Origin of the sequence: Chryseobacterium paludis, assembly GCF_025403485.1 — a bacterium.
In the GTDB taxonomy this organism is placed as follows: domain Bacteria; phylum Bacteroidota; class Bacteroidia; order Flavobacteriales; family Weeksellaceae; genus Chryseobacterium; species Chryseobacterium paludis.
Map to the genome: position 1 here is coordinate 2,619,260 of NZ_CP099966.1, position 26,994 is coordinate 2,646,253.

Consider the following 26,994-nt stretch of genomic DNA (forward strand, 5'->3'; position numbering starts at 1 on the left):
AAACTATACATATTATGAAAAATTTGAAAAAAATGTCCAGGGTCAATTTAAAAACCATAACCGGTGGAGTTTTTGTAACATGCACTTTACCTAACGGGGATCTTACAAGCTGCAGAGACAACTGTCCGACAGATTTCTGTGGGCCAACAAGTTATAAATGCCTTCTCCCTTTGGACTATTGTGGATAATAATCCAACTTATATCGAATAATTCATTAGTTTCAACTAAACATTTTATTATTATGAAAAATCTAAAAAAAATCACAAGACAGAATTTAAGAAAAGTATCCGGAGGAATGAGACCGCCGTTATGTTGTACTACTTATCCGCCATCTTTACAAATGCAATGTTGTAATAATTCTCAGGATATGAGCTGCCCGCCAGCTTGGGTTGAAGGAAGTTTTCCTGAGGCGTGCTAACAACATTAAAAATGATATTTGATTATAAGAGCGGAAACGCTCTTTTTTTTATGTAAAATCTTAATTTTGTAAATCCTAAACGATACCAGGTAAATGCACGAATACAAAACGATAGAAAAACCCATCGAAAATATTTTAATAAAAGAAAAAGGAAGCAAATTCATTGGATTTGCTTATCCCGTACATAATGACAATGAACTTAAGGATGCTTTAGAAAAAGTAAGAACAGAACACCCGAAAGCAACTCATCACTGCTATGCTTTCAGAATGGGTTTAAATGGTGAAAATTATCGTGCTAATGATGATGGTGAGCCATCCGGAAGTGCAGGGCTACCAATTTACAATCAGTTACTAGCTCATGAAATTACCAATGTATTGGTGATTGTGGTTCGCTATTATGGTGGAACAAAATTAGGTGTTTCAGGATTGGTAAAAGCTTATAAGGAATCTGCAAAATTCACTTTAGAAGAAACTAACATTATTACCAGAGAACTAGAAACAGAAATTGAAATTCACTTTAATTTTAATCAGCAGAATACGATTTTTACCTTACTATCGAAGTTTGATGCTAAAGTTTTAAATTTTGATGCTAACGAAAATTGTATTCTTACCGCTTCTTTAAAAACAGCTCAAAAAGAAAACATCTCAGATAAATTATCTGAGATGCAGTATATTTCTTTTGAATTCAAAGATTAATTTCGTCTTCCACCCATCAATAAAGAAACCCAATACAGAAGTTGTACCAAAGATCCAATAGCAGCCACGACATAAGTTCTTGCTGCCCACTTTAAACTATCCTGTACTCCCACATATTCTTCAGCAGTAACTGTTCCGGTATCTTTCAACCATTTCATCGCTCTGTTACTTGCATCATATTCTACAGGAAGAGTTATAAACGCGAAAAGAGTGGTAACGGCAAATAACGCAACACCAATTGCTAATACAGTGGCATTCCCATTTGGATTTTCAATAGTCCTGCTTGCAAACATAACAGCAATACCTGCCATAATTACGAATTGCATCAAATTAGAACTTATATTAACAATAGGTACCAATTTTGATCTTAGCTGAAGCATAGAATAACCCACTGCATGCTGTACAGCATGTCCACATTCATGTGCCGCTACTGCGGCGGCCGCTGCATTCCTCTGCATGTACACCCCTTCTGAAAGGTTAACTGTTTTATCCCCTGGATTATAGTGATCTGTTAACTGTCCGGGAACTGAAATTACCTGAACATCATTAATTCCGTTATCTCTTAACATTTTTTCAGCCACTTCCTTTCCAGAAAGGCCATTTCGAAGGTGTACATTGGAATAGTATTCAAATTTAGATTTCAATTTTGATGAAACATACCAGCTCACCAGCATTGTAATCCCAATAATTACATAATAACCAATCATTTTTTATAAAATTTTATAGATATTTTTAACCTGTAAGATGTAAAAACTGTGCCAAAGTATTACATTTTATTATTTATCTTTGTCTTTTAATTACCCTACACAACTATGTCAAAAGTTTCAATTCTAGAAGTAAAAACCCAGAACGAATTAAAACAATTTGTAAAATTTCCAATGGATCTTTATAAAAACAATCCATATTATGTTCCTTCGTTTATAAAAGACGAAATGAAGATTTGGGATGCAAAGGAAAATCCGGCATTAAATTATTCAGAGTCTAAACAATACCTTGCCTATAAAGACAACAAAGTGGTTGGAAGGATTGCGGTAATTATCAATCATAAAGAGGAAAAAGAATTAGGGATCAAGAAAGTCCGTTTCGGTTGGATCGACTTTATTGACGATAAAGAAGTTTCTGAAGCATTAATTCAAAAAGCAAAAGATTACGCTAAAGAGCATAATACCAATATGATCGAAGGACCAATGGGTTTTACAAATCTCGACAAAGCAGGAATGCTGACAATGGGGTTTGACAAATTGGCAACAATGATCGGAATCTACAACCACGAATATTATCCAAAGCACCTTGAAGATCTTGGCCTAACTAAGGAAAAGGAATGGGTAGAATATGAAATGAATTTCCCAAAGATCTTACCTGAAAAAGTAGAAAAATTCAGTGGATTAATTGCTCAGAAGTATAAGCTTAAAGTTCTTAACTTCAAATCAAAAGAGGAAATTCTACCTTTTGTTGAACCGATGTTCAAACTATTAGATGAAACCTATAAACACCTTTCTACTTATACACCGATTTCAGATGAACAGATAAAAACGTACAGGGAAAAATACTTTCCTTTTATTGATAAAAACTATGTGATTTGCGTAGTTGATGAAAATGAGCAATTGGTTTCTTTTGCTATTACAATGCCTTCGTATTCAAAGGCTTTACAGAAAGCAAAAGGTAAATTATTTCCTTTTGGATGGTGGCATTTCTTACAAGCCAGCAAGAAGAATGACCGTGCGAATTTCTATCTTATTGGAATTCATCCGGAATACCAGAGAAGAGGAGTTACAGCGATTATTTTTAAAGAAATTTTTGTGAGATTTACCAGTATGGGAATCGATTTTGCTGAAACAAATCCTGAATTGGAAGAAAACAAAAGTGTACAGGTTCTTTGGCAGGATTATAATCCAACGAACCATAAGAGAAGAAGAACGTATTCGATGATCATAAACGAAAACTAAAGTTTCGGGATTTGTGTTACAAGATTTGAGTAAAAGATGCAAGAGAACATACTGACAATCTCAATTTTCTACTTCCTCCAACTCGAACTACACATACCGTACCTTGTAAGTCCAAACAGCAATTCAACTCCAAACCTACAACTCTCGTCCCATGAAACCACATCTTATCGTCTTTGCAATCCTCATCGCCGGATTTATCATTTACAATTTCTTTTTTCAAAATGGAGACGATAAAACGAACACGGTCATTAACATTGCTTATGCCAGTATTCTTTTTGGCTATATTTCATTCATGGCCTATTCTCTTCTGAAAAAAATGAAGAAATAAATACCCTTACAGACTATTTTTCGTTTGTTAAAAATATTTTTTTATTTTTACCACACACTAATACACTGTATACCATGAACTTAATATTAAAAACAGTTTTTTTGAGCCTATTTTTTATTTCTATAAAATTATGTTCACAGGAATTTTACATAAGCTCTACTTTAAACATGTCCAGTACTGTAAACAAAGTATATAAACTTAATGTTTCAAATGCAAGCCAAATAGAAGAAACTTTCTGTGTGCCTACAAACCCTGTGAACGAAGTTTATACGGATATTGCTATAGACGTTTCCAACAATCTATATTATGTAACTACTTCGGGATCATTATACAGGAAAAACAGCTCCAATGCCACATGTGAATTTCTTGGGGATTTCACTCCTTCGCCTGGTGCAATTAGGGCTTTAATTTCTGATTCCGGCCCCTACTTATATGCCGTAGGAGCTCCATCCAAGCTTTACAGATATGAAATTAGCACTGGTACATTTTCGTATATGGGCGATTTGCCTTCCGGACAGTATGTAGCAGGAGATCTCTTTTTTTATGATAGGAGGCTCTTCGTAACTACTTTAACGGGCATACTTGAAATCAATATGAATACACCTTCCGCAAGCTGCCCATTCGTCAATTTCGGAGCATTATCAAACTTCTTCTCAGCCTTTTCAATTAATCATGGAAGCTACTCCAAGGTTTATGTTATAGCTTCTACGGGATGGAATTCTACCCTACATGAGCTGGATATGATTAATAAACAAGTTGGGCCACCAATCAGAACGTATGGTTATCAGATTAACGGTGCAGCAACGTACTATGACTTAACTGATGTGAAATCCACATGTACTCCTATTTTAGGCGTTCAAGAGACGAGTACCGCAGGTATTTATTTCGACGTGATTAATCCAACAAAAAGCAGCATTATCTGTAACACCAACCTTGAACGCCAGCAAATCATCTCAATACAGCTGTTTGACAATTCTGGAAGACTTATTAAAGATTTTTCAAATCAAAACAACATAGAAAAAATGGATGTATCAAATATCGCTGATGGACAATATCTTTTGACGGTTGCTACTAAAAAAGGAGAAAAATACACAAAAAAGATAATCATCACTCCCTAATTTTTATTCATTCTAAATTACCAGTTTTCCTTATTTTAACTCCACATTTAAGGTTATTAATTTCATGCTTTCTTGTTTATTCGCTAAATTTGCAAATTGAGATAATAATGCAAAAATGAATTTACCTGAAAGTTATATTCCAATCCTTATTCAAGCCGGCGTTGCAATTGGTTTTGTAGCTGTTTCGTTACTTGGAGCGCATTTCTTAGGACCTCGTCAGAAGAAAGGAAATTCTGTGAAAAATCAAAGTTGGGAATGTGGTATTCCGGTAGAAGGAAATGCCAGGACCCCTTTTTCCATCAAATATTTCCTTACTGCGGTATTGTTCGTCCTATTCGATATCGAAATTGTATTTTTTTATCCATATGCTGTTAACTTCAGAGAATTCGGATTTGAAGGATTCCTTGCGGTTCTAACATTCGTTGCTATTTTCTTCGTAGGATTTATCTATGTATGGAAACGTGGAGCCCTTGATTGGGATAAATAAAGTAAAATTATGAATGATGAATTTTGAATCCAGAATTTAAAATTCAAAATCTAAAATCAAAGACAATGTCAGATCAAAAACCAATAATAAGAACAGATGCACCGGCTCCGGAAGGATTTGAAGGAGAAGGTTTTTTCGCAACGAAATTGAGCAGTGTAATCGGGATGGCAAGAAAGTTCTCTCTTTGGCCGTTACCGTTTGCAACCTCTTGTTGTGGTATCGAATTTATGGCTACCCTAAACCCAACATATGACGCATCAAGGTTTGGAATGGAAAGAAACTCTTTCTCACCAAGACAGGCAGATATGTTGATGGTTTGTGGAACTATATCTAAGAAATTAGGCCCAGTCCTAAAAGAAGTATACACTCAGATGGCAGAGCCAAAATGGGTGGTTGCAGTAGGAGCTTGCGCTTCTAGTGGTGGTATTTTTGACACCTATTCTGTTTTACAGGGAATTGATAAAATTATTCCGGTAGACGTCTATGTTCCTGGATGCCCGCCAAGACCAGAGCAGATCATAGAAGGCGTAATGCAGGTTCAGGCTCTTGCCGAAAGCGAAAGCATCAGAAGGAGAGATATGCCTGAGTACCAGAATTTATTAGATTCTTACAACATAAGCAACTAAGCGGAGATGACGAACGAATTTGTATTAGAAGCAATAACAAGAGAATTTCCGGAAACTGTAATTTCAAGTTCAGAACCTTACGGAATGCTGACCATCGAAGTTAAAAAAGATGATATCAAAAAGGTGGTTCATTATCTTAAAGATTCTTCTTTAGAAATCAATTTCCTTACAGATATCTGTGGAATCCATTATCCTGAATTCCCTGAAAAAGAAATCGGAGTGGTTTATCATTTACACAACATGATGACCAATTTCAGAATCCGTCTTAAAGTATTCATGTCGAGAGAAAATATCGAAGTAGATTCTCTTACAGAACTATATGCCGGAGCTAACTGGATGGAGAGAGAAACTTTTGATTTCTTTGGAATTAAATTTAAGGGACATCCTGATCTAAGAGCTATTTTAAATATGGAAGATCTTGGATATCACCCAATGTTGAAGGAATATCGTCTTGAAGATGGTACCAGAACTGACAAGAACGATAGCATGTTCGGAAGATAAAATAAAAATATAATGATTACTGATGATTGATTACTGATCAATTATCGCCTATCAATTATCAATTATATATTATGAAAGATAACTCATTATCTAATATACTTAACCAATACGAAAGTAAGGAGCAAATTGACGGTCAGTTATATACCCTCAATTTAGGTCCGACCCACCCTGCTACTCATGGGATCTTTCAAAACGTCTTAACCATGGATGGAGAAAGAATTCTTCATGCTGAGCAAACCGTAGGATATATTCACAGGGCATTTGAAAAGATTTCTGAAAGAAGAAATTTCACCCAGATCACTACCCTTACGGATCGTATGAATTATTGTTCTGCACCTATTAACAATTTAGGTTGGCATATGACTGTTGAGAAACTGATAGGAATTGAAGTTCCTAAGCGTGTTGACTACATTCGTGTTATCCTTATGGAGCTGGCAAGAATTGGAGATCATTTGATCTGTAATGGAGTAACAGGTATGGATGCTGGAGCAATTACGGGACTTACCTATATGTTTATTGAAAGAGAACGTATCTATGATATTTATGAGCAGATCTGCGGAGCAAGGATGACAACCAATATGGGAAGAATCGGTGGTTTCGAAAGAGATTTGACGCCAAAATGTCATGAATTAATTAAAGATTTCTTAAAAACTTTCCCTAAAAAGTTTGCTGAATTCGGTCAGCTTTTGGAAAGAAACAGAATCTTTATGGACAGAACTATTGGAGCAGGAGCTATTTCTGCGGAAAGAGCTTTAAGTTATAGTTTTACAGGTCCTAATTTACGTGCAGCAGGTGTAGATTATGATGTAAGAGTTGCGCAACCCTATTCGTCTTACCAGGATTTCGATTTTATTATTCCTGTAGGAACTGCAGGTGATACTTATGATCGCTTTATGGTTCGTCAACAGGAAATATGGGAATCTCTTAAAATCATCGAACAAGCATATAACAATCTTCCTGAGGGTGATTTCCATGCTGATGTTCCTGATTTTTATCTTCCTGAGAAAGCTGATGTTTATAATAAGATGGAAGCTTTGATTTACCATTTCAAAATTGTAATGGGAGAAACTGAAATTCCTAAAGGTGAGGTTTACCATGCTGTAGAAGGCGGAAATGGAGAATTAGGATTCTATTTAGTGAGTGATGGTGGAAGAACGCCTTACAGGTTGCACTTCAGAAGACCATGTTTTATCTACTACCAGGCGTATCCTGAGATGATTACAGGTTCTGTGATCTCTGACGCGATCGTAACAATGTGTAGTATGAATATTATTGCAGGAGAATTAGACGCATAAAATAAGATGTAAGACATCAGATATCAGATGTCAGACTCTTAGCGCTATAGATAAATTAAAATCTGATGTCTGAAATCTGACATCTGAAATCTTAGATAAAATGAGCGAAACAATAGCTTTTAAACCGGAAAGTTTAGAACAAGTACATAAAATTATCGCGAGATATCCTGAAGGAAGACAAAAGTCTGCTCTTCTTCCTGTTCTGCATTTAGCACAGAAAGAATTCGGAGGATGGCTGGATGTTCCAGTAATGGATTATGTTGCAGAATTATTGAGTATTCAGCCAATTGAAGTATATGAAGTAGCTACTTTTTATACGATGTTCAATATGAAGCCAGTTGGTAAATATGTTTTGGAGGTATGCAGAACGGGACCTTGTATGGTTTGCGGAAGCGAAAAAATCCTAGACCATATCAGAACTAAACTGAATATTAAGGATGGACAAACTACTGAAGACGGTATGTTCACATTAAAACCCGCTGAATGTCTTGGTGCGTGTGGCTATGCGCCGATGATGCAGTTGGGAAAATTCTTTCATGAAAATTTAACGATAGAAAAAGTAGACGAAATCCTTGATCTTTGCAGAGAGGGACAAGTTGCTTTGGATTAATTAAAATATACAATGAGTAAAAAACTTTTACTTAAAGACGCACATATAGAAGGTATTCGCTATTTCGAGACTTACCGTAAACAGGGAGGTTATGAAGCAGCAGAAAAAGCCTTGAAGATGACACCCGATGAGATTTTAGAAGAAGTAAAAACTTCAGGACTTCGTGGTCGTGGTGGTGCAGGGTTTCCTACAGGTATGAAATGGAGCTTTTTGGCAAAACCGGAAGGTGTTCCAAGACACCTGGTAGTAAATGCAGATGAATCTGAACCAGGAACTTTTAAAGACAGATATTTAATGGAATTTCTTCCTCATTTATTGATCGAAGGAATGCTTATTTCATCTTTCTGTTTAGGCTCTAATGTTTCTTATATCTACATCCGTGGAGAATATTCATGGATTCCGGATATTTTAGAAGAAGCTATTGAAGAAGCTAAAGCCGCTGGGTTTTTAGGTAAGAATATTCTTGGAACCGGTTTCGATTGTGAAATTTATGTTCAAAGAGGTGGTGGAGCTTATATTTGTGGTGAAGAAACCGCGTTGCTTGAATCTCTTGAAGGTAAAAGAGGAAATCCAAGATTAAAACCGCCATTCCCTGCTGTAAAAGGACTTTGGGAAAGACCAACAGTGGTAAATAACGTTGAATCTATCGCAGCAGTAGTTCCAATCATTAATATTACAGGAGCTGAATTTGCAAAAATAGGTGTTGGAAGATCTACAGGAACAAAGTTGATTTCTGTATGCGGAAATATCAACAAACCTGGAGTATATGAAATTGATATGACGATTACCGTTGAAGAATTCATTTATTCAGATGAATATTGCGGTGGTATTCCAAACGGAAAGAAATTAAAAGCCTGTATTCCAGGTGGAAGTTCTGTTCCAATCGTTCCTGCAAATCTATTATTAAGAACAGTAAACGGAGAACCAAGATATATGAACTATGAATCATTAGCAGATGGTGGCTTTGCTACCGGAACAATGATGGGTTCAGGAGGTTTCATAGTTTTAGACGAAGATCAGTGTATCGTAGAACATACCATGACTTTAGCGAGATTCTATAATCACGAAAGTTGCGGACAGTGTACACCTTGTCGTGAAGGAACGGGATGGATGTATAAAATTTTAAAGAAGATTGAAAACGGACAAGGAAAAATGGAAGACATTGATTTACTTTGGGACATCCAGAGAAAAATTGAAGGAAACACGATCTGTCCTTTAGGTGATGCAGCGGCTTGGCCTGTTGCAGCAGCCATACGCCACTTCAGAGATGAATTTGAATGGCACATAAAAAATCCTGAGTTATGTTTAACTCAAAATTATGGATTGGCTAATTATGCAGATCCTATTCCTGCTGTTGAAAATAATGCGTAATTACAATGAAAAAGTTATTAGTTGTTAGTTTGGTTATCTCAAATCTTGTGTTTGCACAGAAAACTAAAAATGACTCTTTAGAATATCAATCCGATTATTTACCTACCGTAGGTCCGGCATCTATTAAGAAGAAAGAAAAACCTTTACCTTTAAGCAAAAAAGGTCAGATGTTCATTTTTTATGGTTGGAACAGGGGCGCTTTTAGTAATTCTGACATCCATTTCACAGGAAACGGTTATGATTTTCAGTTGAATAATGTAGCTGCCAGAGATAAACAGACAAAGTTCGGAATCGTTTATTTTGATCCAAGCTGGTTTACAGTAACACAGTATAACTTCAGACTCGGATATTTTATAAAAGATAACCTTGCTATTGTTTTAGGGATCGATCATATGAAGTATGTAATGAAACAAAATCAAACGGTTGATTTTTCAGGAACAATTTCAGATCCTAAATATGCAGGAATGGTACATAATGGACAGGTAGATTTATCTGATACGCAGTTTCTTACTTTCGAGCATACAGATGGACTTAATTATGAAAATTTAGGTATTGAGAAATACAAAAATCTTATTCATAAAAAAAATATAGATTTAGTGTGGTCTTATGGAGCAGGAATCGGAGTAATGTTTCCTAAAAGTAACATAAAGCTTTTTGGAAATGAAAGAAGTGACCGATTTCATGTTGCCGGTATGGGGACCGATCTTAGATCCAGCCTTAACTTAGTTTTCTGGAAAAACTGGATGATTAGGGCAGAAGCTAAAGCTGGATATATCAATATGTGGGATATTAAAACCACATTGAATAATAAACCGGATAAAGCCAGACAGGATTTTGTTTTCGGGCAGGTTCTTGCAGGGATCGGGTATACATTTAACACGAAGAAGTATAATTAAAATATAGCTTAACGCCTTAAAAGCATAAGCGAAAGCATAGAATATGAGCGAAGAGGTTAAAAAATTCAAAATAACTATAGACGGACAGACTGCTGAAGTTTTGCCTGGGACTTCTATTTTGGAAGCTGCCAGACAAATTGGTGGAAAATCTGTACCTCCTGCAATGTGCTACTATAGCAAATTGGAAACCAGTGGAGGGAGATGTAGAACTTGCTTAGTAGAAGTTTCTAAAGGATCTGAAGCGGATCCCCGTCCTATGCCAAAATTAGTGGCAAGTTGCAGAACTAATGTAATGGATGGGATGGAAGTAAAAAATCTTACTTCTGATAAAGCTCAGGAAGGTAGAAAGGCGGTTACCGAGTTTTTATTGGTAAACCACCCGCTAGACTGTCCAATTTGTGATCAGGCCGGAGAATGTCATCTTCAGGATCTTGGTTATGAACATGGTGTTGTAGGTACAAGAACCGAATTTGAAAGAAATACATACGAAGCAGATGACCTAGGTCCTAATATTAAGCTGAATATGAACCGTTGTATTCTTTGTGCAAGATGTGTACTTACGGCTAATCAACTTACCAACACAAGAGAACACGGTATTCTTTTCAGAGGAGATCATGCTGAAATTTCAACATATCTAAATAAAGCATTGGATAATGATTACATCGGAAACATTATTGATGTTTGTCCTGTAGGTGCTTTAACAGACAGAACAGCTCGTTTTGCAAGCAGAGTTTGGTTTACAAGTCCTATGAATGCAACATGTAAATGTGATAAGTGTTCAGGAAAAGCTGTTGTTTGGATGAAGGGAGATGAAGTGGTAAGAGTTACAGCAAGAAAAGACCAGTGGGGAGAAGTTGAAGAATTTATCTGTGATACTTGTCGTTTCGAAAGAAAAGAATTGAAAGACTGGAATATTGAAGGTCCTAGACATATCGACAGACATTCAGTGATTTCACTTAACCATTATGAGAAGCCTAAGGATGAGCTAAGAGTTTTAGACAATCCAATGGCAAAGGAAATCAGCGAAAAAGACGAAAAATAATTTTAATAAGATATCGGATTTCAGATATTAGACAGCAGACTTTCTCAACTCTAATAGCTAACTTTTCATATCTAACATCTAATAAAAAATGGATTTAATTACATTTAAATTGATACTTGTACTAGCGCTCTTCTTGCTTTCATTAACGATAGCAGCCTACTCTACCTGGGCAGAAAGAAAAGTTGCTTCTATCATGCAGGATAGAATTGGACCAAACAGAGCCGGTCCTTTCGGATTACTGCAACCTCTTGCTGACGGTGGAAAATTTTTCTTTAAAGAAGACTTTACACCTGCCAATGCTGAAAAGTTTCTTTTTGTATTAGGACCAGCATTAGTAATGTTCATTTCTTTGATCACAGGAGCAGTTATTCCTTGGGGTAAAAGCTTAGATATTGGCGGAATGTCTTATGATCTTCAGGTTGCCAATATTGACGTTGGGGTACTTTTCATTATTGGAATGGCTTCCATTGGTGTTTACGGAATCATGATCGGAGGTTGGGCTTCGAATAATAAATATTCATTATTAGGTGCTATCCGTGCTTCTTCACAGATGATCTCTTATGAATTGGCAATGGGATTGGCTTTACTTTCTATCATTATGATGACAGGAAGTTTAGATTTAAAAGTAATTACTGAAACACAGACTACAGGAAAACTGTGGGGGCTTATTCATATTGATGGGATGAACTGGAATATTTTCTATCAGCCTTTAGCCTTCCTTATTTTCATGGTTGCTGCGTTAGCAGAAACAAACAGACACCCTTTCGATTTACCTGAATGTGAATCTGAATTGGTAACAGGATACTCTACGGAATATTCTTCAATGAAGTTGGGTTTATACATGTTTGGAGAATATGTAAACATGTTTATCTCAAATGCGTTTATGGTTGTTCTTTTCTTTGGAGGCTATAACTATCCGGGAATTGAGTGGGTAACGCAAAACTGGGGTGAAAATATTGCCGGAATCCTAAGTATTGTAGCATTTTTATCTAAAACGATAATTGGAATTCTGATCTTTATGTGGATCAGATGGACACTTCCAAGATTTAGATATGATCAATTAATGCATTTAGGTTGGAAAACATTAATTCCATTGGCAGTTTTAAACCTTGTTATTACCGGAGCTTTAATTTTAGCATTCGGACATTAGAATAGATAAGAATATATTTTTAATGCTGAATACAACTTCAGCCTAAAAAAATTACAATAAATGAAACTTACTAACAGATCAAAAGTTGTTTCTAATAAAGAAATGACCCTTGCTGAGAAAATCTACCTACCAGCGATTTTCAAAGGTATGGGGATTACATTCAAGCACGCTGTAAGAACCGTAGTAAAAGGTGCTCCTGCAGTGTATTCGTATCCAGAAGTACAAAAACCAAGAGCTCAGGTTTGGCGTGGTCAGCATGTTCTGAAAAGAGATGAGGAAGGAAGGGAAAGATGTACAGCTTGTGGATTGTGTGCTGTTGCTTGTCCTGCAGAAGCAATTACAATGACTGCTTCTGAAAGAACAAAAGAAGAAAAAGGTCTTTACAGAGAAGAGAAATATGCTTCAGTATATGAAATCAATATGCTAAGATGTATTTTCTGTGGTATGTGTGAAGAAGCTTGTCCTAAATCTGCTATCTATCTTACAGACAGATTAGTGGATGTAGAGACCAACAGAGGTTCTTTTATCTACGGAAAAGATAAATTAGTTGAAAAGATAAATGAAAGGATTGACATCACAGCAAGACAATCCGAGAAACAAAAAAATGCGGTAAAATAATGGATCAGTTTTTATTTTTCTTGGTGGCTTTTTTAGCAGTGGCTAGTGCAGTATACTTTGTATTTGCAAAAAATCCTTTGTATGCTATTTTGTCATTAATTGTTACAATGTTTTCAATTGCCGGAATGTATATTCTTCTGAATGCCCAGTTCCTTGCAATTATTCAGATCATCGTTTATGCCGGAGCGATCATGGTATTATTCCTTTACATTCTGATGATGCTTAATCTTAATAAAGAAGACGAAAGTAAAAAGAACAATACTTTAAAATTCATTGGTGTTTTTACAGCAGGTCTTTTATTGATTGGTGTTTTAGGGGTATTCAGAGGAGTACAGAGCAAATATGTTGTAGTAGAGAATGTAGACAGAGGAGTTGGTCTTACTAAAAATCTGGGTAAACTTTTGTTTAATGAATATGTTTTACCGTTTGAGCTTGCTTCCATCCTAATTTTGGCAGGTATTGTAGGTGCGGTATTAATCGGTAAAAAAGATTTATAAAATTATGGGAGAAGTAAATACATTTATACAAAGCGTCCCTTTAGAGTATTTCATCATTCTTTCTTCAGTATTATTCTGTTTGGGAGTGTTGGGAGTATTGTTGAGAAAAAACGCTATTGTAATTTTGGGTTGTGTAGAGCTTATGCTAAATTCTGCAAATCTTTTATTGGCTGCTTTTTCAGCGTATAAAGGGAATAGCGATGGGCAACTTTTAGTTTTCTTCATTATGGTGGTTGCTGCTGCTGAAGTAGCAGTAGGATTAGCAATTATTGCTATGCTATATAGAAATACCCGTTCTGTAGATGTGAGTATATTTAATAAATTAAGAGGATAAAGAATGGAAAATTTAGTGTATGCAATAATACTTTTACCACTTTTAGGCTTTCTTATTAACGGTTTATTCGGGAAAAATCTTCCAAAAATTTTGGTTGGAGGATTAGCAACTGCAGCGGTTTTCGGATCTTTCTGTATTGCGGTAAGTATTTTTATGAGTTTTAATTCTGAAAGTCAACCCATAATCGTAAAAGCTTTTGAATGGTTTAGAGTAAATGGAGTTCAGGTAAACTTTGGTTTCCAGATCGATCAGTTGTCTTTAATGATGATCATGATCATTACAGGTATCGGATCATTGATCCACTTGTACTCTATCGGATATATGAGCCACGATAAAGGTTTCTATAAGTTCTTTACTTATCTGAATCTTTTCATCTTCTCTATGTTACTTTTAGTAATGGGAAGCAATTACCTTATCTTGTTCATCGGATGGGAAGGGGTAGGTTTATGTTCTTATTTATTAATTGGATTCTGGTTCACAAATGAAGAATATGGTAAAGCTGCAAGAAAAGCATTTATCATGAACAGAATTGGTGACCTTGGTTTATTGATCGGTATTTTCATGATCGCTTCTCAGACCAACGCTATTGATTTCCTTTCAGTAGCTCAAAATTCTTCAAAATTTGAATTGGACGGAACTGTAATTATCTTTATTACGGCGAGTTTATTTATCGGTGCTACCGGTAAGTCTGCTCAGGTTCCTTTATATACATGGTTACCGGATGCAATGGCTGGTCCAACTCCTGTTTCTGCATTAATTCACGCAGCAACGATGGTAACAGCGGGGATCTATTTGGTAGTAAGATCTAACTTCTTATTTACTTTAGCTCCTACCGTTCAGAATGGCATCTTATTAATCGGATTCTTAACAGCAGCATTAGCGGGTTTCTATGCACTTCGTCAAAACGACATCAAAAAGGTATTGGCTTATTCCACAGTTTCTCAACTTGGATTTATGTTCATTGCTTTAGGATTAGGAGCATATACAACAGCAATGTTCCATGTAATGACACACGCTTTCTTTAAAGCCTTATTATTCTTAGGTGCTGGTTCTGTGATCCATGCTATGAGCAATGAGCAGGATATGCGTTTTATGGGTGGACTGAAAAAAGTAATTCCTATTACCCATGCTACATTCCTTATCGGAACATTGGCAATCTCAGGATTTCCATTACTTTCAGGGATGATCTCTAAAGATGAAATTTTAGTTGCAGCATTTGCAAAAAATCCTGTATACTGGGTAATGCTATTTATTCTAGCTGCCATTACAGCAACCTATATGTTCAGATTGTACTATTTAACATTCCATGGAGAGTTCAGAGGTACTGAAGAGCAGAAACATCACTTACACGAAAGCCCAATGAACATGACATTACCGTTGGTTGTATTGGCTATACTTTCTGTAATCGGAGGTTTCATCAACTTACCTCACTTTATTGGTCACGGTCATTATGCAAAATTAATGGAGTGGTTAAAACCGGTTCTTACGGAGGAAAGTTTCAAACAAATGGAAGCAACGCTTTCAGGTGTTGATTTTAATACAGAAATGATACTTTTAGCAGCAACAGTGGTTATGTTCTTCACGGTTTGGTTCATTGTTAAAAATACTTATGTAAATAAGAAAAAGATGGCTTTACCCGAACAGAATTATACAGGCTGGGAAAAGCTTTCTGCTAAGAAATTATATATTGACGAACTTTACAATGCATTAATTGTAAAAACTGTTGAAGGATTAGGACGTGGGGGTAAAATGTTTGATAAGGGTGTTCTAGATCGTTTTGTAGACTTCGTAGGCGAAGGTGCTGAAGATAGTGGAAGATCTATGAAACGTATTCAAAACGGAAATGTTGAGACATACATTCTTATCATGTCTTTAGCTGTGGGAATTATACTGATTGTTAACTTTATATTACAATAATGTCTGGTTTATTATTAACATTATTACTATTACCTCTAGTAGGTTCGGGATTAGTTTTTGCTTGGAAAGATAAATCCAGCAAATATTTGGCGCTAGGAATCGCATTGGTACAAATGCTTCTTACATTTTATATACTTTCGGATTTTGATTTTACTCCGACAGTAGATAGTGTATTACAGCATGAGATCAATTATCCTTGGTCACAATTTATCAAAAGCTCTCTTCATTTCGGCATTGACGGAATGAGTATGCTTCTTCTATTGTTGACCAATATTCTATCACCTATAATTATTTTATCTTCTTTTAATGAAAATATAAACTACAGAAATTCATTCTATGGTCTTATCCTGTTGATGCAGTTCGGACTTGTAGGCGTTTTTACATCTTTAGACGGTTTATTATTCTATATTTTCTGGGAAGTAACTTTGATTCCGATCTGGTTTATTGCCGGACTTTGGGGTCAGGAAAATAAAAGATTTGAATTTACAACGAAGTTTTTCGTATATACATTTGTAGGATCGCTATTCATGTTGGCAGGATTGATTTATGTTTATAATCACTCTGCGTCATTTGCTTTAACAGATCTATACAATGCTTCACTTAATGAGACTCAGCAAACAGTAGTGTTTTGGTTTATCTTCTTTGCATTTGCAGTGAAATTACCAATCTTTCCATTTCATACCTGGCAGCCTGATACCTATACTTACTCTCCTACTCAGGGATCGATGTTGTTATCCGGAATCATGCTGAAAATGGCAGTCTATGGTGTTATCCGCTACTTGTTGCCAATTACCCCAATTCCTATTATGGGAATCTCAGGGCAGATTGTAATTATTCTGGCAATCGTTGGTATCCTCCATGGTGCACTGATTGCGATCATCCAGAATGATATGAAGAGAATTATTGCTTATTCATCTTTCTCTCACGTTGGATTAATGGTTGCAGGTATTTTTGCTTCAGCAGTTGTTACGCTAAGAGGAACCTTTACTACGGAAGGTGCAGAAGGTGCATTAGTGCAGACTTTTGCTCACGGTATTAATGTGGTCGGTTTATTCTACTGTGCAGATATTTTATATAAGAGATTTAAATCAAGAGATATAAGACAAATGGGAGGTTTAGCGAAAGTGGCTCCAAAATTTGCGGTATTATTCTTACTAATTTTATTAGGTTCAATGGGAGTTCCATTAACTAATGGATTTATCGGAGAATTTATTTTGATTAAATCTATTTTCGATTTCAACGTATTAGCTTCTATTATTGCTGGTTTAACAATAATTCTTTCTGCAGTTTACTTATTGAGATTCTACGGAAAAGCAATGTTTGGGAAAGGAGATGAAGCAATATTAAGTACAGCAAAAGATCTATCAGGCGTAGAGTTTTCTGTATTAGCTAGTTTAGCGGTTTTTGTGATTGTACTTGGTATCTTTCCTCAACCGGTAATCGAAATGGTGAGTAGTTCGTTAAAGTTTATCTACCAATCAATGGTTAGTTAATTTGATATTTTAAGAAATGAGTGTTTTAATTATTGTTTTCCTAACGGCAGTTGCTGCGTTATTTTCAGGAGTTTTTGAACAAGGGAAATTCGCAAGATACATTGGGATTTTGGGGTTAATCATTGCATTATATGTTAGCTTCCTTCCTGAATGTTCATTTTTTGAGCATTACAGACACATGTATGAATATGGCTCTAATACTGCTCTATTCACAAAAATCTCAATTGTAACTACTTTACTATTGTTCTTTCTTGGAGGTTTTGCATTCAGCAACCATAGAAGCCATCAGTCCGAATTATATGCATTAATGCTATTCGCACTTTGTGGTGGTATTATTCTTTTTGGATTCCAGAATTTAGTGACCCTATTCTTAGGTATTGAAATTCTTTCTATTCCATTATATGTGATGGCTGGTGCTAATAAAACTGATCTGAGATCAAACGAAGCTTCGATAAAATATTTCCTGATGGGTGCATTTGCGACCGGATTCTTATTATTCGGTATCACATTCATTTATGGTAGTGCAGGAACTTTCGATCTATATAAAATTCATGACTTTGGGGCTGCTAATCCTAAAAATGTAATGTTCATCTTAGGAGTGATCCTTATGTTGTGTGCATTAGCATTTAAAGTGGCTTTAGCACCTTTCCACATGTGGAGCCCGGATGTATATTATGGTTCTCCTTCATTGATCACTGCTTTTATGGCAAGTGTTGTAAAGATCTCTGGATTTTTTGCATTCTTCAGATTGATGACGATAGGCTTTGCCGGAGTTACTCACGAATGGATCAATGTACTAGGTGTATTCCTGATCATCACTTTGCTTTTAGCGAATGTAATGGGTCTTGCACAAACCAACGTAAAGAGAATGTTAGCTTATTCATCCGTTTCTCATGCAGGATATATCGGATTGGTTTTCTTTGGAATGACGAGCCTTTCTACTTATAACCTTGCTTTTTACCTATTTGCTTACTCACTATCTACTGTTGGGGTATTTATGTGTCTGATATGGGTAGAAAAATTAAAAAGAGAAACATCTTTTGGAGCTTTCAAAGGATTGGCAAAATCCGAACCTCTTTTAGCAACTGTTGCTGCAATCTCTATGCTTTCAATGGCAGGAGTTCCTTTAACAGCTGGTTTTATGGGTAAATTTGCCCTATTCTCTCAGGCAATGAATGGAGCAGCATTCTTAGTATTGGTAGCTGTTTTAGGTTCTGCAGTTTCAATTGCCTATTACCTGAGATTAATTATTGCGATGTTCTTCTTTAAAGAAACAACATTCAAAACTTCAGAAAAAGTTACACTCACCTATAATATTGTTGCTGTAGTTATCATTGCTTCAATTGTTATTTTAGGTGTTTTCCCGGACATGTTTGCTAAACAGTTTGGTTTGTAAGAATCAACATAAAAATATAAAAGCACAACATAAAGTTGTGCTTTTTTTATAACTTTACTTTATAATTTTCAGCATTGTCAAATCTTTACAAAAAAGACGCCCCGTTCCAGGTTATCATATCATTCAAAAAATATTTGGATGTTCTTGAACATATTAAATACAATGACCGACTGGAGTACCGGGTAAATTATGCAGAGTCTCTAATTGACAAAACAAAAAAATTCCAGGAGCTTAAAGATGGTTTCCAGGATGTTTCATTATTGGAAAAACATGAAGAACTTATCCGGCTTTTGCTGGCAGATTTATTTCCAACGGGCTTAACAAATAATGAAATAAAAGCGGCAAGTATTCCACTTTCTAAAGTTACTTTTAATTATACAGAAAGGTTTAAAGACATTCTTAAAGATGCCGGAAAGGATTTTGAAATAGAGCTTAGAAATATTGGTGACGATGAATTTTATGTATTCTGTTGCTGTTTGATTGTACAGAGTTATTTTAAAAAAGATATTAGAAGTACGATGCCTTTGTATTATGATATTCCTAATAAACAGGGAATCATGAAGCATTACAAGATAACTGTTAATTCGGATTTTACCGATATTTATCCAACCCAAAAGGCTCAAATACCGACTGATGATATTTTGGACATGTTATTGGAAAATTTAGATGATTTCAGACTTTGGAAAAAATATTTTCCTCCAAAATCATGGATTCTGAAGGGATTCACCATTGTTTCATTGGTAGATTGTACAACGGAAGTTGCATTATCGGATCTCAAATCCAGCATGATACAAATAGATCCTGAAAACCTGGCACCTGATGAAAATTTAATTGAGATCTTTAAATCTTATTTTGATGTTGCCCAACTTAATTTTGGATTAATGCTTTTTAACAAAAAAGATCAGAGATTGGATAAAATTCCTATCTATGAAAATCTTTTTACCAATCATATTCTCGATTTCTGGATTAATACTTTTGATGAAGAAACCCGGAAGAATACTTTTGAAAATTTAAATAATAATTCAAAAGCAATTGTGATTTCGAACGTTGATAAAATGGAGCAGGAAATAAAGAATCAACCTTCTTTCAGTATTCTAAAAGAAAATAACATCAACAGTTTCATGGTAATTCCAATTATGAAAGATAATGAATTACTGGCAATCATGGAATTTACCTCTCCAATTCCAAACAGTTTAAATGGATTAAAGCTAAAAAAACTTGAGTTTTTTACTGAAATGATTCTTTTCTCTCTCAATAGATTTAGTTTCGAAAAGAATTATCAGATAGAAGCCATTATTCAGCGTGAATATACCTCTATTCATGACAGTGTGGTATGGAAGTTCAGAAATGAAGCCGAAAAGTATTTCAATGCTTCTCTGGCAAAAAAAATATATACTTTAAAACAGATTTCATTTAAAAATCTCACCCCATTATTTGGTTTCTCGGATATCCGTTCTTCATCAGAAAAAAGGTTTAATCTGATGCTTGAAGATCTAAATAGACAAATAGACTGCCTTCATGATATTTTCTCTGTGATCAATTCAGATTCCGAGAAATATTTATTGGCTTTGGAAATTTTTGAAAATGAACTCAATAATGAAATAAAAGCGGATACGGAACAACGTTTTCAAAGACTATTACGTGATGAAATTCATCCTTATCTGCAAGGTAAACTGGAAGTAAGAACAACTAAGGAGATAAAAAAACAAATTTCAGACTATTTCGGACAGGTTTTTACCCAAACTGATCTGTTTTATAACAGCAGAAAAAGTCTGGACGACTCTATTACCTTAATCAACAGAAAACTCGCAGATATGCTTGATGAAAGTCAGGCTAAAGCGCAGTTGATCTTTCCTCATTATTATGAAAGATTTAAATCAGATGGTGTGGAGCATAATTTATTTATTGGTCCTAATATCTCTCCGGACCTTCATTATACATCAAAAGTAGTTCACCAGCTTAGATATTGGCAATTGAAAACCATCTGCAGAATGGAACAGGAAATTCAAACCTTTAAAAAGGATCTTCCCATCCCACTGGATATTGCCTCATTAATTTTTGTCTATAATGAAAAAATAGATATCCGCTTCCGAATGGATGAAAAGCGTTTCGATGTGGATGGAGCTTATAATTCTTATTATGAGATCATCAAAAAAAGAATAGACAAAGCCCATATTAAAAACTCTACTGAAAGGATAACCTGCCCTGGAAAAATCACTATCGTTTATTTTGGAATGGAAAATCAAAAAGAATATCTTCAATATATCAATAAGCTACAGAAAAAAGAAATTCTTCAGGCTGATATTGAGTTTTTAAAAGTTGAAGACCTTCAGGGAATTACAGGATTATTGGCTTTGAGGGTTTCTTTAGTTTAAAAACCTAGTCTATAAAATAAGTATCTGGCTTTTTCAATTCACCTTGAGGAATTTCAGCTTGTTCAAAAATAGAAAACTCAATCGTTCTGCAGATACTGTTCAGGGCAAGATCATTTTCTTCCTCTCCAAAAGGCTCACCTATTTCCTGAATAATAGCATCTAATGCAATAAAAGTATAACTGATTAAAAGAACAATGAGCGGCATCATCCAGCCCAGGCTGTCAACCAATCCAAATGGTAGCCAAAAACAATACAGATAAACGGTCCGATGTAATAAAACACTATAGGCAAAGGGTAAAGGGGTGTTATAGATTCGCTCACAACCTCCGGAAATATTAGAAAACTGATTCAGCTGTTGATCCATAGAGGTCATGACTATGGTATCAATATTTCCTTTTTTATTCTGTTCTTTCAGCCAATCTGCAATGAAACCCAGAATAATGCTGGGAATAAATTTCTTACCATTTAATTTTTGTTCATATTCAGGAGAAAGCAAACGGGAAAGATGCTCTGTTCCTGATTTATCCCTTAACTGATAATTTAAAGACCAGCAAAATGCCGAAATCATTTTTACAATTTCTTTTTTTTTATCCGAAGCATCCGGAGCAGAATCGTCTACCAATGATAAGACCTGTCTGGTTAATGATCTGGTTTCAATGACCAGCAATCCCCATAGTTTCCTACCTTCCCAAAAACGATCATAACTTGCTGAATTACAAAATCCCATGAAAATGGCCAAAGCCAAACCTATTAATGTAAAAATAGTAGGATTGAGATGTACCTTATAATCATATATTTTACCCTTAAAAAGGTAGACTCCAATTGAAAACAAAGTAATAGCTACCAGCTGAACAATGATCTTCTTCAACACTGAACCCCGCCATATAAATAACATCTTCAGCCAATTTGTACGCTGTCTTACAATCATATTCAGCTAGATTTAATAATTAGAGCGTAAGAAATGCAAATGCAAAAGAAAGTACAGAAATAATGATTCCTGCCATAAAGATCTGGTATGTAATTGATAATAGTTTGTATTTTCTATCCAATACTTTTCCAAGATAATATAGATCTTTTACCATAGAATCATAGATGTAGTCCCTATCTTTAATAAGATCCCGCATTGCATTATGATAATCATCAAATATCATCTGATGGAAGTTACCAAAGAATAAAAGATTTACCTTCCTGTTTTCAACATCCTGATTCGTAAATTTAGTTTTTGTAACATTGGGTTTTGTAGATAAGATGGCAAAAATAATTGTCATAACACTTGATATCAGCAAAACAAAACTTGGAATGATAAGGTGAGCATTTTTGGGAGTATCCAATTTGGGAACCAATACCGAAAGGCAGACAGAAATGATAATTGCATTTACGGAAAGTAAGATATTCGCTTTACTGTCAGCAATATCACTTAGTCTGGTATGGTTATTCAATGTTACTCTGAATAATGTATCTACACTTCTATCTGATTTTGGTTCTTTCTTACTATCAGAATTCTCTTTTTTATCATCTTTTTTATCATCCTTTTTTTCTTCCTCTTTTTCCAACTTCTTTTCTATTTTCTTGATGTTCTTCTTTTTTAAAGGATCCCAGTTTTCTTTTGCATAATCTGTATAGTAATGATGTTTATTTTTCAACATATCCAAATTTCCTGCATTCCATTCGTCATTGGAAAAGCATCTTACATTAGTAAGTTCCCACTCTTTCCTTAAAGCATCAGAAATATCATTGTAATCATGACTGGCAAAATGGCTGCAATCTGCATCTTTAGCTATCTTTTCCAATAGATTCTGAGGCTCATAATTAATCTTTGTCGCTAAAATCAATTTAGAAATATCCTCAATATAATTTTCCGGATAATTTTCATTTGCAAGAAAATTTTTCATAATCTCAACACCCTTCTCCTCATGATTTTGAGCACAATCTATATAGCCCGTATCGTGAAACCAAAGCGCCAATATCACTTTCTCCTGGTCTTCTTTAGAGACTGGAGTATTCTTCATTATTTCTTCGGCTTTATTGACTGTATACGTGGTATGTATAAAATTATGATAGAAATATACCGAAGATAACTTATCTTTGAATAAGCTTTCAACATAATTTTTAACTTTTTGTAAAATATCCATTCCTGAATTTTAGTTAATGTAAATTTATGAATTTATCCTTTAAAACCCATCTAAAAAAAATATCTGTTCCATTTAGATTCTTGTTGGTATCAGGACTCTTATATTCTTGTGCTACCTATAACGTAAAAAAGGGTAAAAACTTACAAGAAGTTAAAAATTCTGACGCAAAATCTGAAAATGACTTTAAAATTTTCCTAGTCGGTGATGCCGGTAATGCAGATGAAGTCCAGGCGAAAAATACATTGAGTCTCCTTAAAAGTAAATTGGATTCTGCAGACAAGAATTCCATGCTTATTTTTCTGGGTGACAATATCTACCCGTCAGGAATGCCTAAAGAGGGAGACAAAGACTATCCTTTGGCAAAAGAAAAGATGGAAAACCAACTTGCTATCACAAAAAATTTCAAAGGCAAGACATTGGTTATTCCTGGAAACCATGACTGGTATCATGGATTGGATGGTCTAAATGCCCAGGAAGAATTCGTTAAAAATTATTTAAACGACAAAAAATCCTATCTACCCAAAAATTCATGCCCAATTGATGATATCAACATCACTGATGATATCAAATTAATTGTCATTGATAGTGAATGGGTTTTGCTTAATTGGGATCAATATCCCGGCATTAATAAAAACTGTACGATCAAAACCCGTGATGATCTATTCTATGAATTTCAGGATCTGATCACGAAGAACCAGGGTAAAAGAATTATTGTTGCTCTGCACCATCCTGTCATCAGCAGTGGAACACATGCAGGCTATAATTCCGCAAGATCTCATCTTTTTCCTTTTAAAGGTAATATTCCAGCTCCTGGGATAGCAACCCTTATTAATATCTTAAGGAATACCTCAGGCGCCAGCATGGAGGACATTAATAATCAGCATTATGCTGATTTAGCCAATAGACTTAAAAGTATTGTTCAGGACAAAGAGAACGTAATTTTTGTTTCGGGACACGATCATAACCTTCAATACCACTCTGAAAGAAATATCAGACAAATTATAAGTGGTGCTGGCTCTAAAGTAGATCCTGCAACAATAGCAGAAAAAACCGATTTTTCATATGGTGGGAATGGTTTTGCTGTTTTAAATATCAGAAAAGATCAGAGTTCTGATGTAGAATATTTTTCGACTACAAATAATCAGCTAAAAACACTATCACATATTAATGTAATTTCCAAACCGGAACCTTTCATTAATAATTATCCAAATTCTTTTCCTAGTACAATATCCTCAACTGTTTATCCTAAAAAATTAACGGAGAAAGGAAAGTTTTACAGATGGCTTTGGGGAGATCATTACAGAAAATATTATGGAATCCCTATTGAAGCAAAAACAGCTAATATTTCGACGTTAGACGGTGGCTATATCCCTTTTAGAGAAGGTGGCGGAAATCAATCCAACAGCTTAAGACTTAGAGCAAAGGACGGGCAGGAATTTGTAATGCGTGGTGTAAAGAAAAGTGCAGTACGTTTTCTGAATAATATGGCTTTTAAGAAAAGTACCTTTGGTGATGAGCTCAATAATACATTCCCAGATAAGTTCTTACTTGATTTCTATACTACCAATCATCCGTTTACTCCATTTGCAGTTGGAAATATGGCTGATAAACTGAATATCTTCCATAGCAATCCAAGATTATTCTACATTCCGAAGCAACAGGCTCTGGGAGATTATAATGAACATTACGGTGACGAAATGTATATGATAGAGGAACGTTATTCTTCAGATCCTAAAACACTTCAAGCCTTTGATAATGCAACAGATATTGTTTCTACAGATGACGTTATAAAGAACTTTGGCAAAAATTACAAATATTCCGTCGACAAAGAATCCTATATCAGAGCAAGAATTTTTGATATGCTGCTAGGTGACTGGGACAGACATTCTGATCAATGGAAATGGGCGGAATATAAGGATGGCGACAAAGTAATCTACAAGCCTATTCCGAGGGATAGAGATCAGGCTTTCAGTAAATATGATGGAGCCGCATTTAAATTAATTATGAACGTTCCAGCAATCCGTCACATGAAAACCTTTAAAGAAGATATTCAGAATGTAAAATGGCTGGCTATGGAACCTTACCCGTTAGATCTGGTATTCTTAAAAGGATCTACACAGGAAGAATGGGTGACGCAGGCAAAGTATATCCAGGAACATTTGACAGATACAGATATCAATGAGGCTTTTAATAATTTACCTAAGGAGGTAAAAGATGAAACAATTAGTGATATTCAGAGAAAGCTTAAATCCAGAAAGGAAAAATTACAGGATTATGCAAGTCAATATTATGATGTACTGCAGAAAAAAGTTCCGTTAGCAGGAACAGTAAATCAAGATAAATTTGTTATTACTAAAACTGGAAATTCAGTTGAAGTTAAACAATACAAACTGGATAAGAAAGGAGAAAATCCTGAGTTGGTATTTGAAAAAACATATTACGACAACAAAACAAAAGAGCTCTGGATCTACGGGCTTGAAGACGATGACATTTATGAGGTATCGGGAGAAGGAAAGCCAAAAATGACAATCCGACTGATTGGCGGTTATAATAATGATGTATACAATGTAAGCAACGGAAGTAAGGTAAAGATCTATGATTTTAAATCTCAGAAGAATACCTACAATGCGGATACTGCTACCAAGAATATTTCCGATGATTATGATATTAATACCTACAATTATAAACATCCGAAATACAATTTCTTTGCCGGATATCCTAATGCCGATTATAATCCTGATGACGGGGTTATCATAGGAGTTTTAGCGAACTATACAGTCAATAACTTTATCCGTGCCCCATACACCCAGAAACATAGTTTAAAGGCTAATTTTTACACAAATACGGCTGGTTTTAACCTTGTCTATAAAGGAATTTTTAAAAAAGCGATTTCAGGATGGGATTTTAATATTGATGCGGCATATACAACACCGCGTTTCTCAGAAAACTTCTTCGGATTATCTAATGAAAGTGAATATGATAAAGATAATACTGAAACAAAATATAACAGAGCTAGAATCTCAAAATTCAATTTTGCACCTTCAATTTCAAAAAAGAGCTGGCTCAATCTTGAACATAAATTCCAGCTTACATTCGAAGATAATAAAGTTCAAAGAAATGGAGACCGTTTTGTAGACCAATCGCCGGATGTAAATCCTGCAGTTTTCAAAAGTCAGCAGTTTGCTGGTGCTAACTATACCTTTAGTTTCAAAAATTTTGACAATAATGCCTTTCCTACTTTAGGATTGGAATTAATTGCAAATGCGAATTGGAAAACAAATATTTCTGATTTTGATAGAAATTTTCTAACCTTAAACGGATCTTTAAATGTCCATCACCGAATTGATAAGAGAGGAAACTTTGTTTTTGCAAACTCCAGTAATGTGATGTGGATCAACAATAACAACTTTGAATTCTATCAGGCTGCCAGTATTGGTGGAAATAATGGACTGCGGGCTTTCAGGAACACAAGATTCTCAGGAAAGTCTTACTTTGCAAATAACTCTGAGATACGTTGGGATTTTGGAAGGGTAAAAAATAATATCATTCCTACTAACATGGGTATTTTAATTGGTTATGATGTAGGACGAGTTTGGAATGATAACGAAAACTCTGACAAATGGCATCAGGCTGCAGGTGTAGGTTTCTGGCTAAGCGTTGTTGAAATGTTCTCAGCAAGATTAAATTACTTCTATGGTTCTGATGGCGGAAGAATTTCTGCAGGAATCGGAATGAACTTTTAAGAAAA

Annotated in this window: 26 protein-coding genes; 23 read left to right on the forward strand and 3 right to left on the reverse strand. The window is 35.1% G+C overall.

The genetic code is table 11. The features are described 5' to 3' along the window. Window positions 1-14 precede the first annotated feature (14 nt). The 3 genes from NG806_RS11785 to NG806_RS11795 all read left to right on the forward strand — a co-directional run bounded on the left by NG806_RS11785 (window position 15) and on the right by NG806_RS11795 (window position 1,114). Window positions 15-188 carry a bacteriocin-like protein gene (locus NG806_RS11785; protein WP_261509802.1) on the forward strand — a complete coding sequence of 58 codons (174 nt, stop codon included), beginning with the start codon at window positions 15-17 and terminating at the stop codon, window positions 186-188. Window positions 189-241: 53 nt separating this feature from the next. Further along, entirely contained in the window at window positions 242-418 is a 177-nt protein-coding gene (locus NG806_RS11790) for a bacteriocin-like protein (protein WP_214828479.1), read from the forward strand. A 93-nt stretch (window positions 419-511) separates the two neighbouring features. Further along, on the forward strand, window positions 512-1,114 hold the full coding sequence (locus tag NG806_RS11795; protein ID WP_261509803.1) for an IMPACT family protein: 603 nt from the start codon (window positions 512-514) through the stop codon (window positions 1,112-1,114). Here NG806_RS11795 and NG806_RS11800 read toward each other — a convergent pair. After that, window positions 1,111-1,821, reverse strand: a complete 711-nt coding sequence (locus NG806_RS11800; RefSeq protein ID WP_214828473.1) for a zinc metallopeptidase — start codon at window positions 1,819-1,821, stop codon at window positions 1,111-1,113. The genes NG806_RS11795 and NG806_RS11800 overlap by 4 nt on opposite strands. 105 nt (window positions 1,822-1,926) lie before the next feature. Between NG806_RS11800 and NG806_RS11805 the strand changes: the two genes are divergently transcribed. From NG806_RS11805 to NG806_RS11895, 19 genes are all read left to right on the forward strand, one after another. Then, the gene (locus NG806_RS11805; RefSeq protein ID WP_214828470.1) at window positions 1,927-3,060 is read left to right on the forward strand and encodes a GTP cyclohydrolase; all 1,134 of its coding nucleotides are present in this window, start codon (window positions 1,927-1,929) and stop codon (window positions 3,058-3,060) included. A gap of 151 nt (window positions 3,061-3,211) precedes the next feature. Then, window positions 3,212-3,388, forward strand: coding sequence for a hypothetical protein (locus tag NG806_RS11810; RefSeq protein ID WP_214828467.1), 177 nt, complete (start codon window positions 3,212-3,214; stop codon window positions 3,386-3,388). Window positions 3,389-3,555: 167 nt separating this feature from the next. Next, the gene (locus tag NG806_RS11815) at window positions 3,556-4,506 is read left to right on the forward strand and encodes a T9SS type A sorting domain-containing protein (protein WP_261509804.1); all 951 of its coding nucleotides are present in this window, start codon (window positions 3,556-3,558) and stop codon (window positions 4,504-4,506) included. A gap of 115 nt (window positions 4,507-4,621) precedes the next feature. Beyond that, entirely contained in the window at window positions 4,622-4,993 is a 372-nt protein-coding gene (locus NG806_RS11820; RefSeq protein WP_089029016.1) for an NADH-quinone oxidoreductase subunit A, read from the forward strand. A gap of 65 nt (window positions 4,994-5,058) precedes the next feature. Further along, entirely contained in the window at window positions 5,059-5,619 is a 561-nt protein-coding gene (locus NG806_RS11825) for an NADH-quinone oxidoreductase subunit B (protein ID WP_214828460.1), read from the forward strand. A 6-nt stretch (window positions 5,620-5,625) separates the two neighbouring features. Continuing rightward, on the forward strand, window positions 5,626-6,120 hold the full coding sequence (locus tag NG806_RS11830; protein ID WP_214828447.1) for an NADH-quinone oxidoreductase subunit C: 495 nt from the start codon (window positions 5,626-5,628) through the stop codon (window positions 6,118-6,120). 71 nt (window positions 6,121-6,191) lie between these two features. Then, window positions 6,192-7,415 carry an NADH dehydrogenase (quinone) subunit D gene (gene nuoD, locus NG806_RS11835; RefSeq protein ID WP_214828444.1) on the forward strand — a complete coding sequence of 408 codons (1,224 nt, stop codon included), beginning with the start codon at window positions 6,192-6,194 and terminating at the stop codon, window positions 7,413-7,415. Window positions 7,416-7,515: 100 nt separating this feature from the next. Further along, the gene (locus NG806_RS11840) at window positions 7,516-8,025 is read left to right on the forward strand and encodes an NADH-quinone oxidoreductase subunit NuoE family protein (RefSeq protein WP_261509805.1); all 510 of its coding nucleotides are present in this window, start codon (window positions 7,516-7,518) and stop codon (window positions 8,023-8,025) included. A 12-nt stretch (window positions 8,026-8,037) separates the two neighbouring features. Beyond that, entirely contained in the window at window positions 8,038-9,396 is a 1,359-nt protein-coding gene (nuoF, locus tag NG806_RS11845; RefSeq protein ID WP_261509806.1) for an NADH-quinone oxidoreductase subunit NuoF, read from the forward strand. A gap of 5 nt (window positions 9,397-9,401) precedes the next feature. Next, window positions 9,402-10,292: a hypothetical protein gene (locus NG806_RS11850; RefSeq protein WP_214828411.1), complete on the forward strand. Its 891-nt coding sequence runs from the start codon at window positions 9,402-9,404 to the stop codon at window positions 10,290-10,292. Between the two features lie 43 nt (window positions 10,293-10,335). Continuing rightward, window positions 10,336-11,334 (forward strand): 2Fe-2S iron-sulfur cluster-binding protein, encoded by a 999-nt coding sequence (locus NG806_RS11855; RefSeq protein WP_214828396.1) that lies wholly within the window; start codon window positions 10,336-10,338, stop codon window positions 11,332-11,334. A gap of 88 nt (window positions 11,335-11,422) precedes the next feature. Then, window positions 11,423-12,484, forward strand: a complete 1,062-nt coding sequence (gene nuoH, locus NG806_RS11860) for an NADH-quinone oxidoreductase subunit NuoH (protein WP_261509808.1) — start codon at window positions 11,423-11,425, stop codon at window positions 12,482-12,484. Window positions 12,485-12,544: 60 nt separating this feature from the next. Then, entirely contained in the window at window positions 12,545-13,102 is a 558-nt protein-coding gene (locus NG806_RS11865) for a NuoI/complex I 23 kDa subunit family protein (protein WP_089029007.1), read from the forward strand. Next, a complete protein-coding gene (locus NG806_RS11870) occupies window positions 13,102-13,599 on the forward strand; it encodes an NADH-quinone oxidoreductase subunit J family protein (RefSeq protein WP_214828390.1) in 498 nt (165 codons plus the stop codon). Before NG806_RS11865 ends, NG806_RS11870 begins: the two co-directional genes overlap by 1 nt. A gap of 4 nt (window positions 13,600-13,603) precedes the next feature. Continuing rightward, entirely contained in the window at window positions 13,604-13,933 is a 330-nt protein-coding gene (gene nuoK / locus NG806_RS11875) for an NADH-quinone oxidoreductase subunit NuoK (RefSeq protein ID WP_214828387.1), read from the forward strand. Between the two features lie 3 nt (window positions 13,934-13,936). Next, window positions 13,937-15,850, forward strand: coding sequence for an NADH-quinone oxidoreductase subunit L (gene nuoL, locus NG806_RS11880; RefSeq protein ID WP_214828384.1), 1,914 nt, complete (start codon window positions 13,937-13,939; stop codon window positions 15,848-15,850). After that, a complete protein-coding gene (locus NG806_RS11885) occupies window positions 15,850-17,343 on the forward strand; it encodes a complex I subunit 4 family protein (RefSeq protein ID WP_214828381.1) in 1,494 nt (497 codons plus the stop codon). The genes nuoL and NG806_RS11885 overlap by 1 nt, the downstream gene beginning before the upstream one ends. A 16-nt stretch (window positions 17,344-17,359) precedes the next feature. Then, window positions 17,360-18,739, forward strand: coding sequence for an NADH-quinone oxidoreductase subunit N (locus NG806_RS11890; RefSeq protein ID WP_214828378.1), 1,380 nt, complete (start codon window positions 17,360-17,362; stop codon window positions 18,737-18,739). 74 nt (window positions 18,740-18,813) lie between these two features. Continuing rightward, window positions 18,814-21,114 (forward strand): GAF domain-containing protein, encoded by a 2,301-nt coding sequence (locus NG806_RS11895; protein WP_261509811.1) that lies wholly within the window; start codon window positions 18,814-18,816, stop codon window positions 21,112-21,114. 4 nt (window positions 21,115-21,118) lie between these two features. Here the strand turns inward: NG806_RS11895 and NG806_RS11900 are convergent, their stop codons facing one another. Together NG806_RS11900 and NG806_RS11905 are read right to left on the reverse strand one after the other, a co-directional pair. Further along, window positions 21,119-22,042, reverse strand: a complete 924-nt coding sequence (locus NG806_RS11900; RefSeq protein ID WP_214828372.1) for a bestrophin family protein — start codon at window positions 22,040-22,042, stop codon at window positions 21,119-21,121. 19 nt (window positions 22,043-22,061) lie between these two features. Then, the gene (locus tag NG806_RS11905) at window positions 22,062-23,246 is read right to left on the reverse strand and encodes a Pycsar system effector family protein (protein WP_214828369.1); all 1,185 of its coding nucleotides are present in this window, start codon (window positions 23,244-23,246) and stop codon (window positions 22,062-22,064) included. Window positions 23,247-23,272: 26 nt separating this feature from the next. On the opposite strand from NG806_RS11905, the gene NG806_RS11910 reads away from it, so the two are divergent. Further along, a complete protein-coding gene (locus NG806_RS11910) occupies window positions 23,273-26,989 on the forward strand; it encodes a metallophosphoesterase (RefSeq protein WP_261509813.1) in 3,717 nt (1,238 codons plus the stop codon). The last annotated feature ends 5 nt before the right edge of the window (window positions 26,990-26,994 follow it).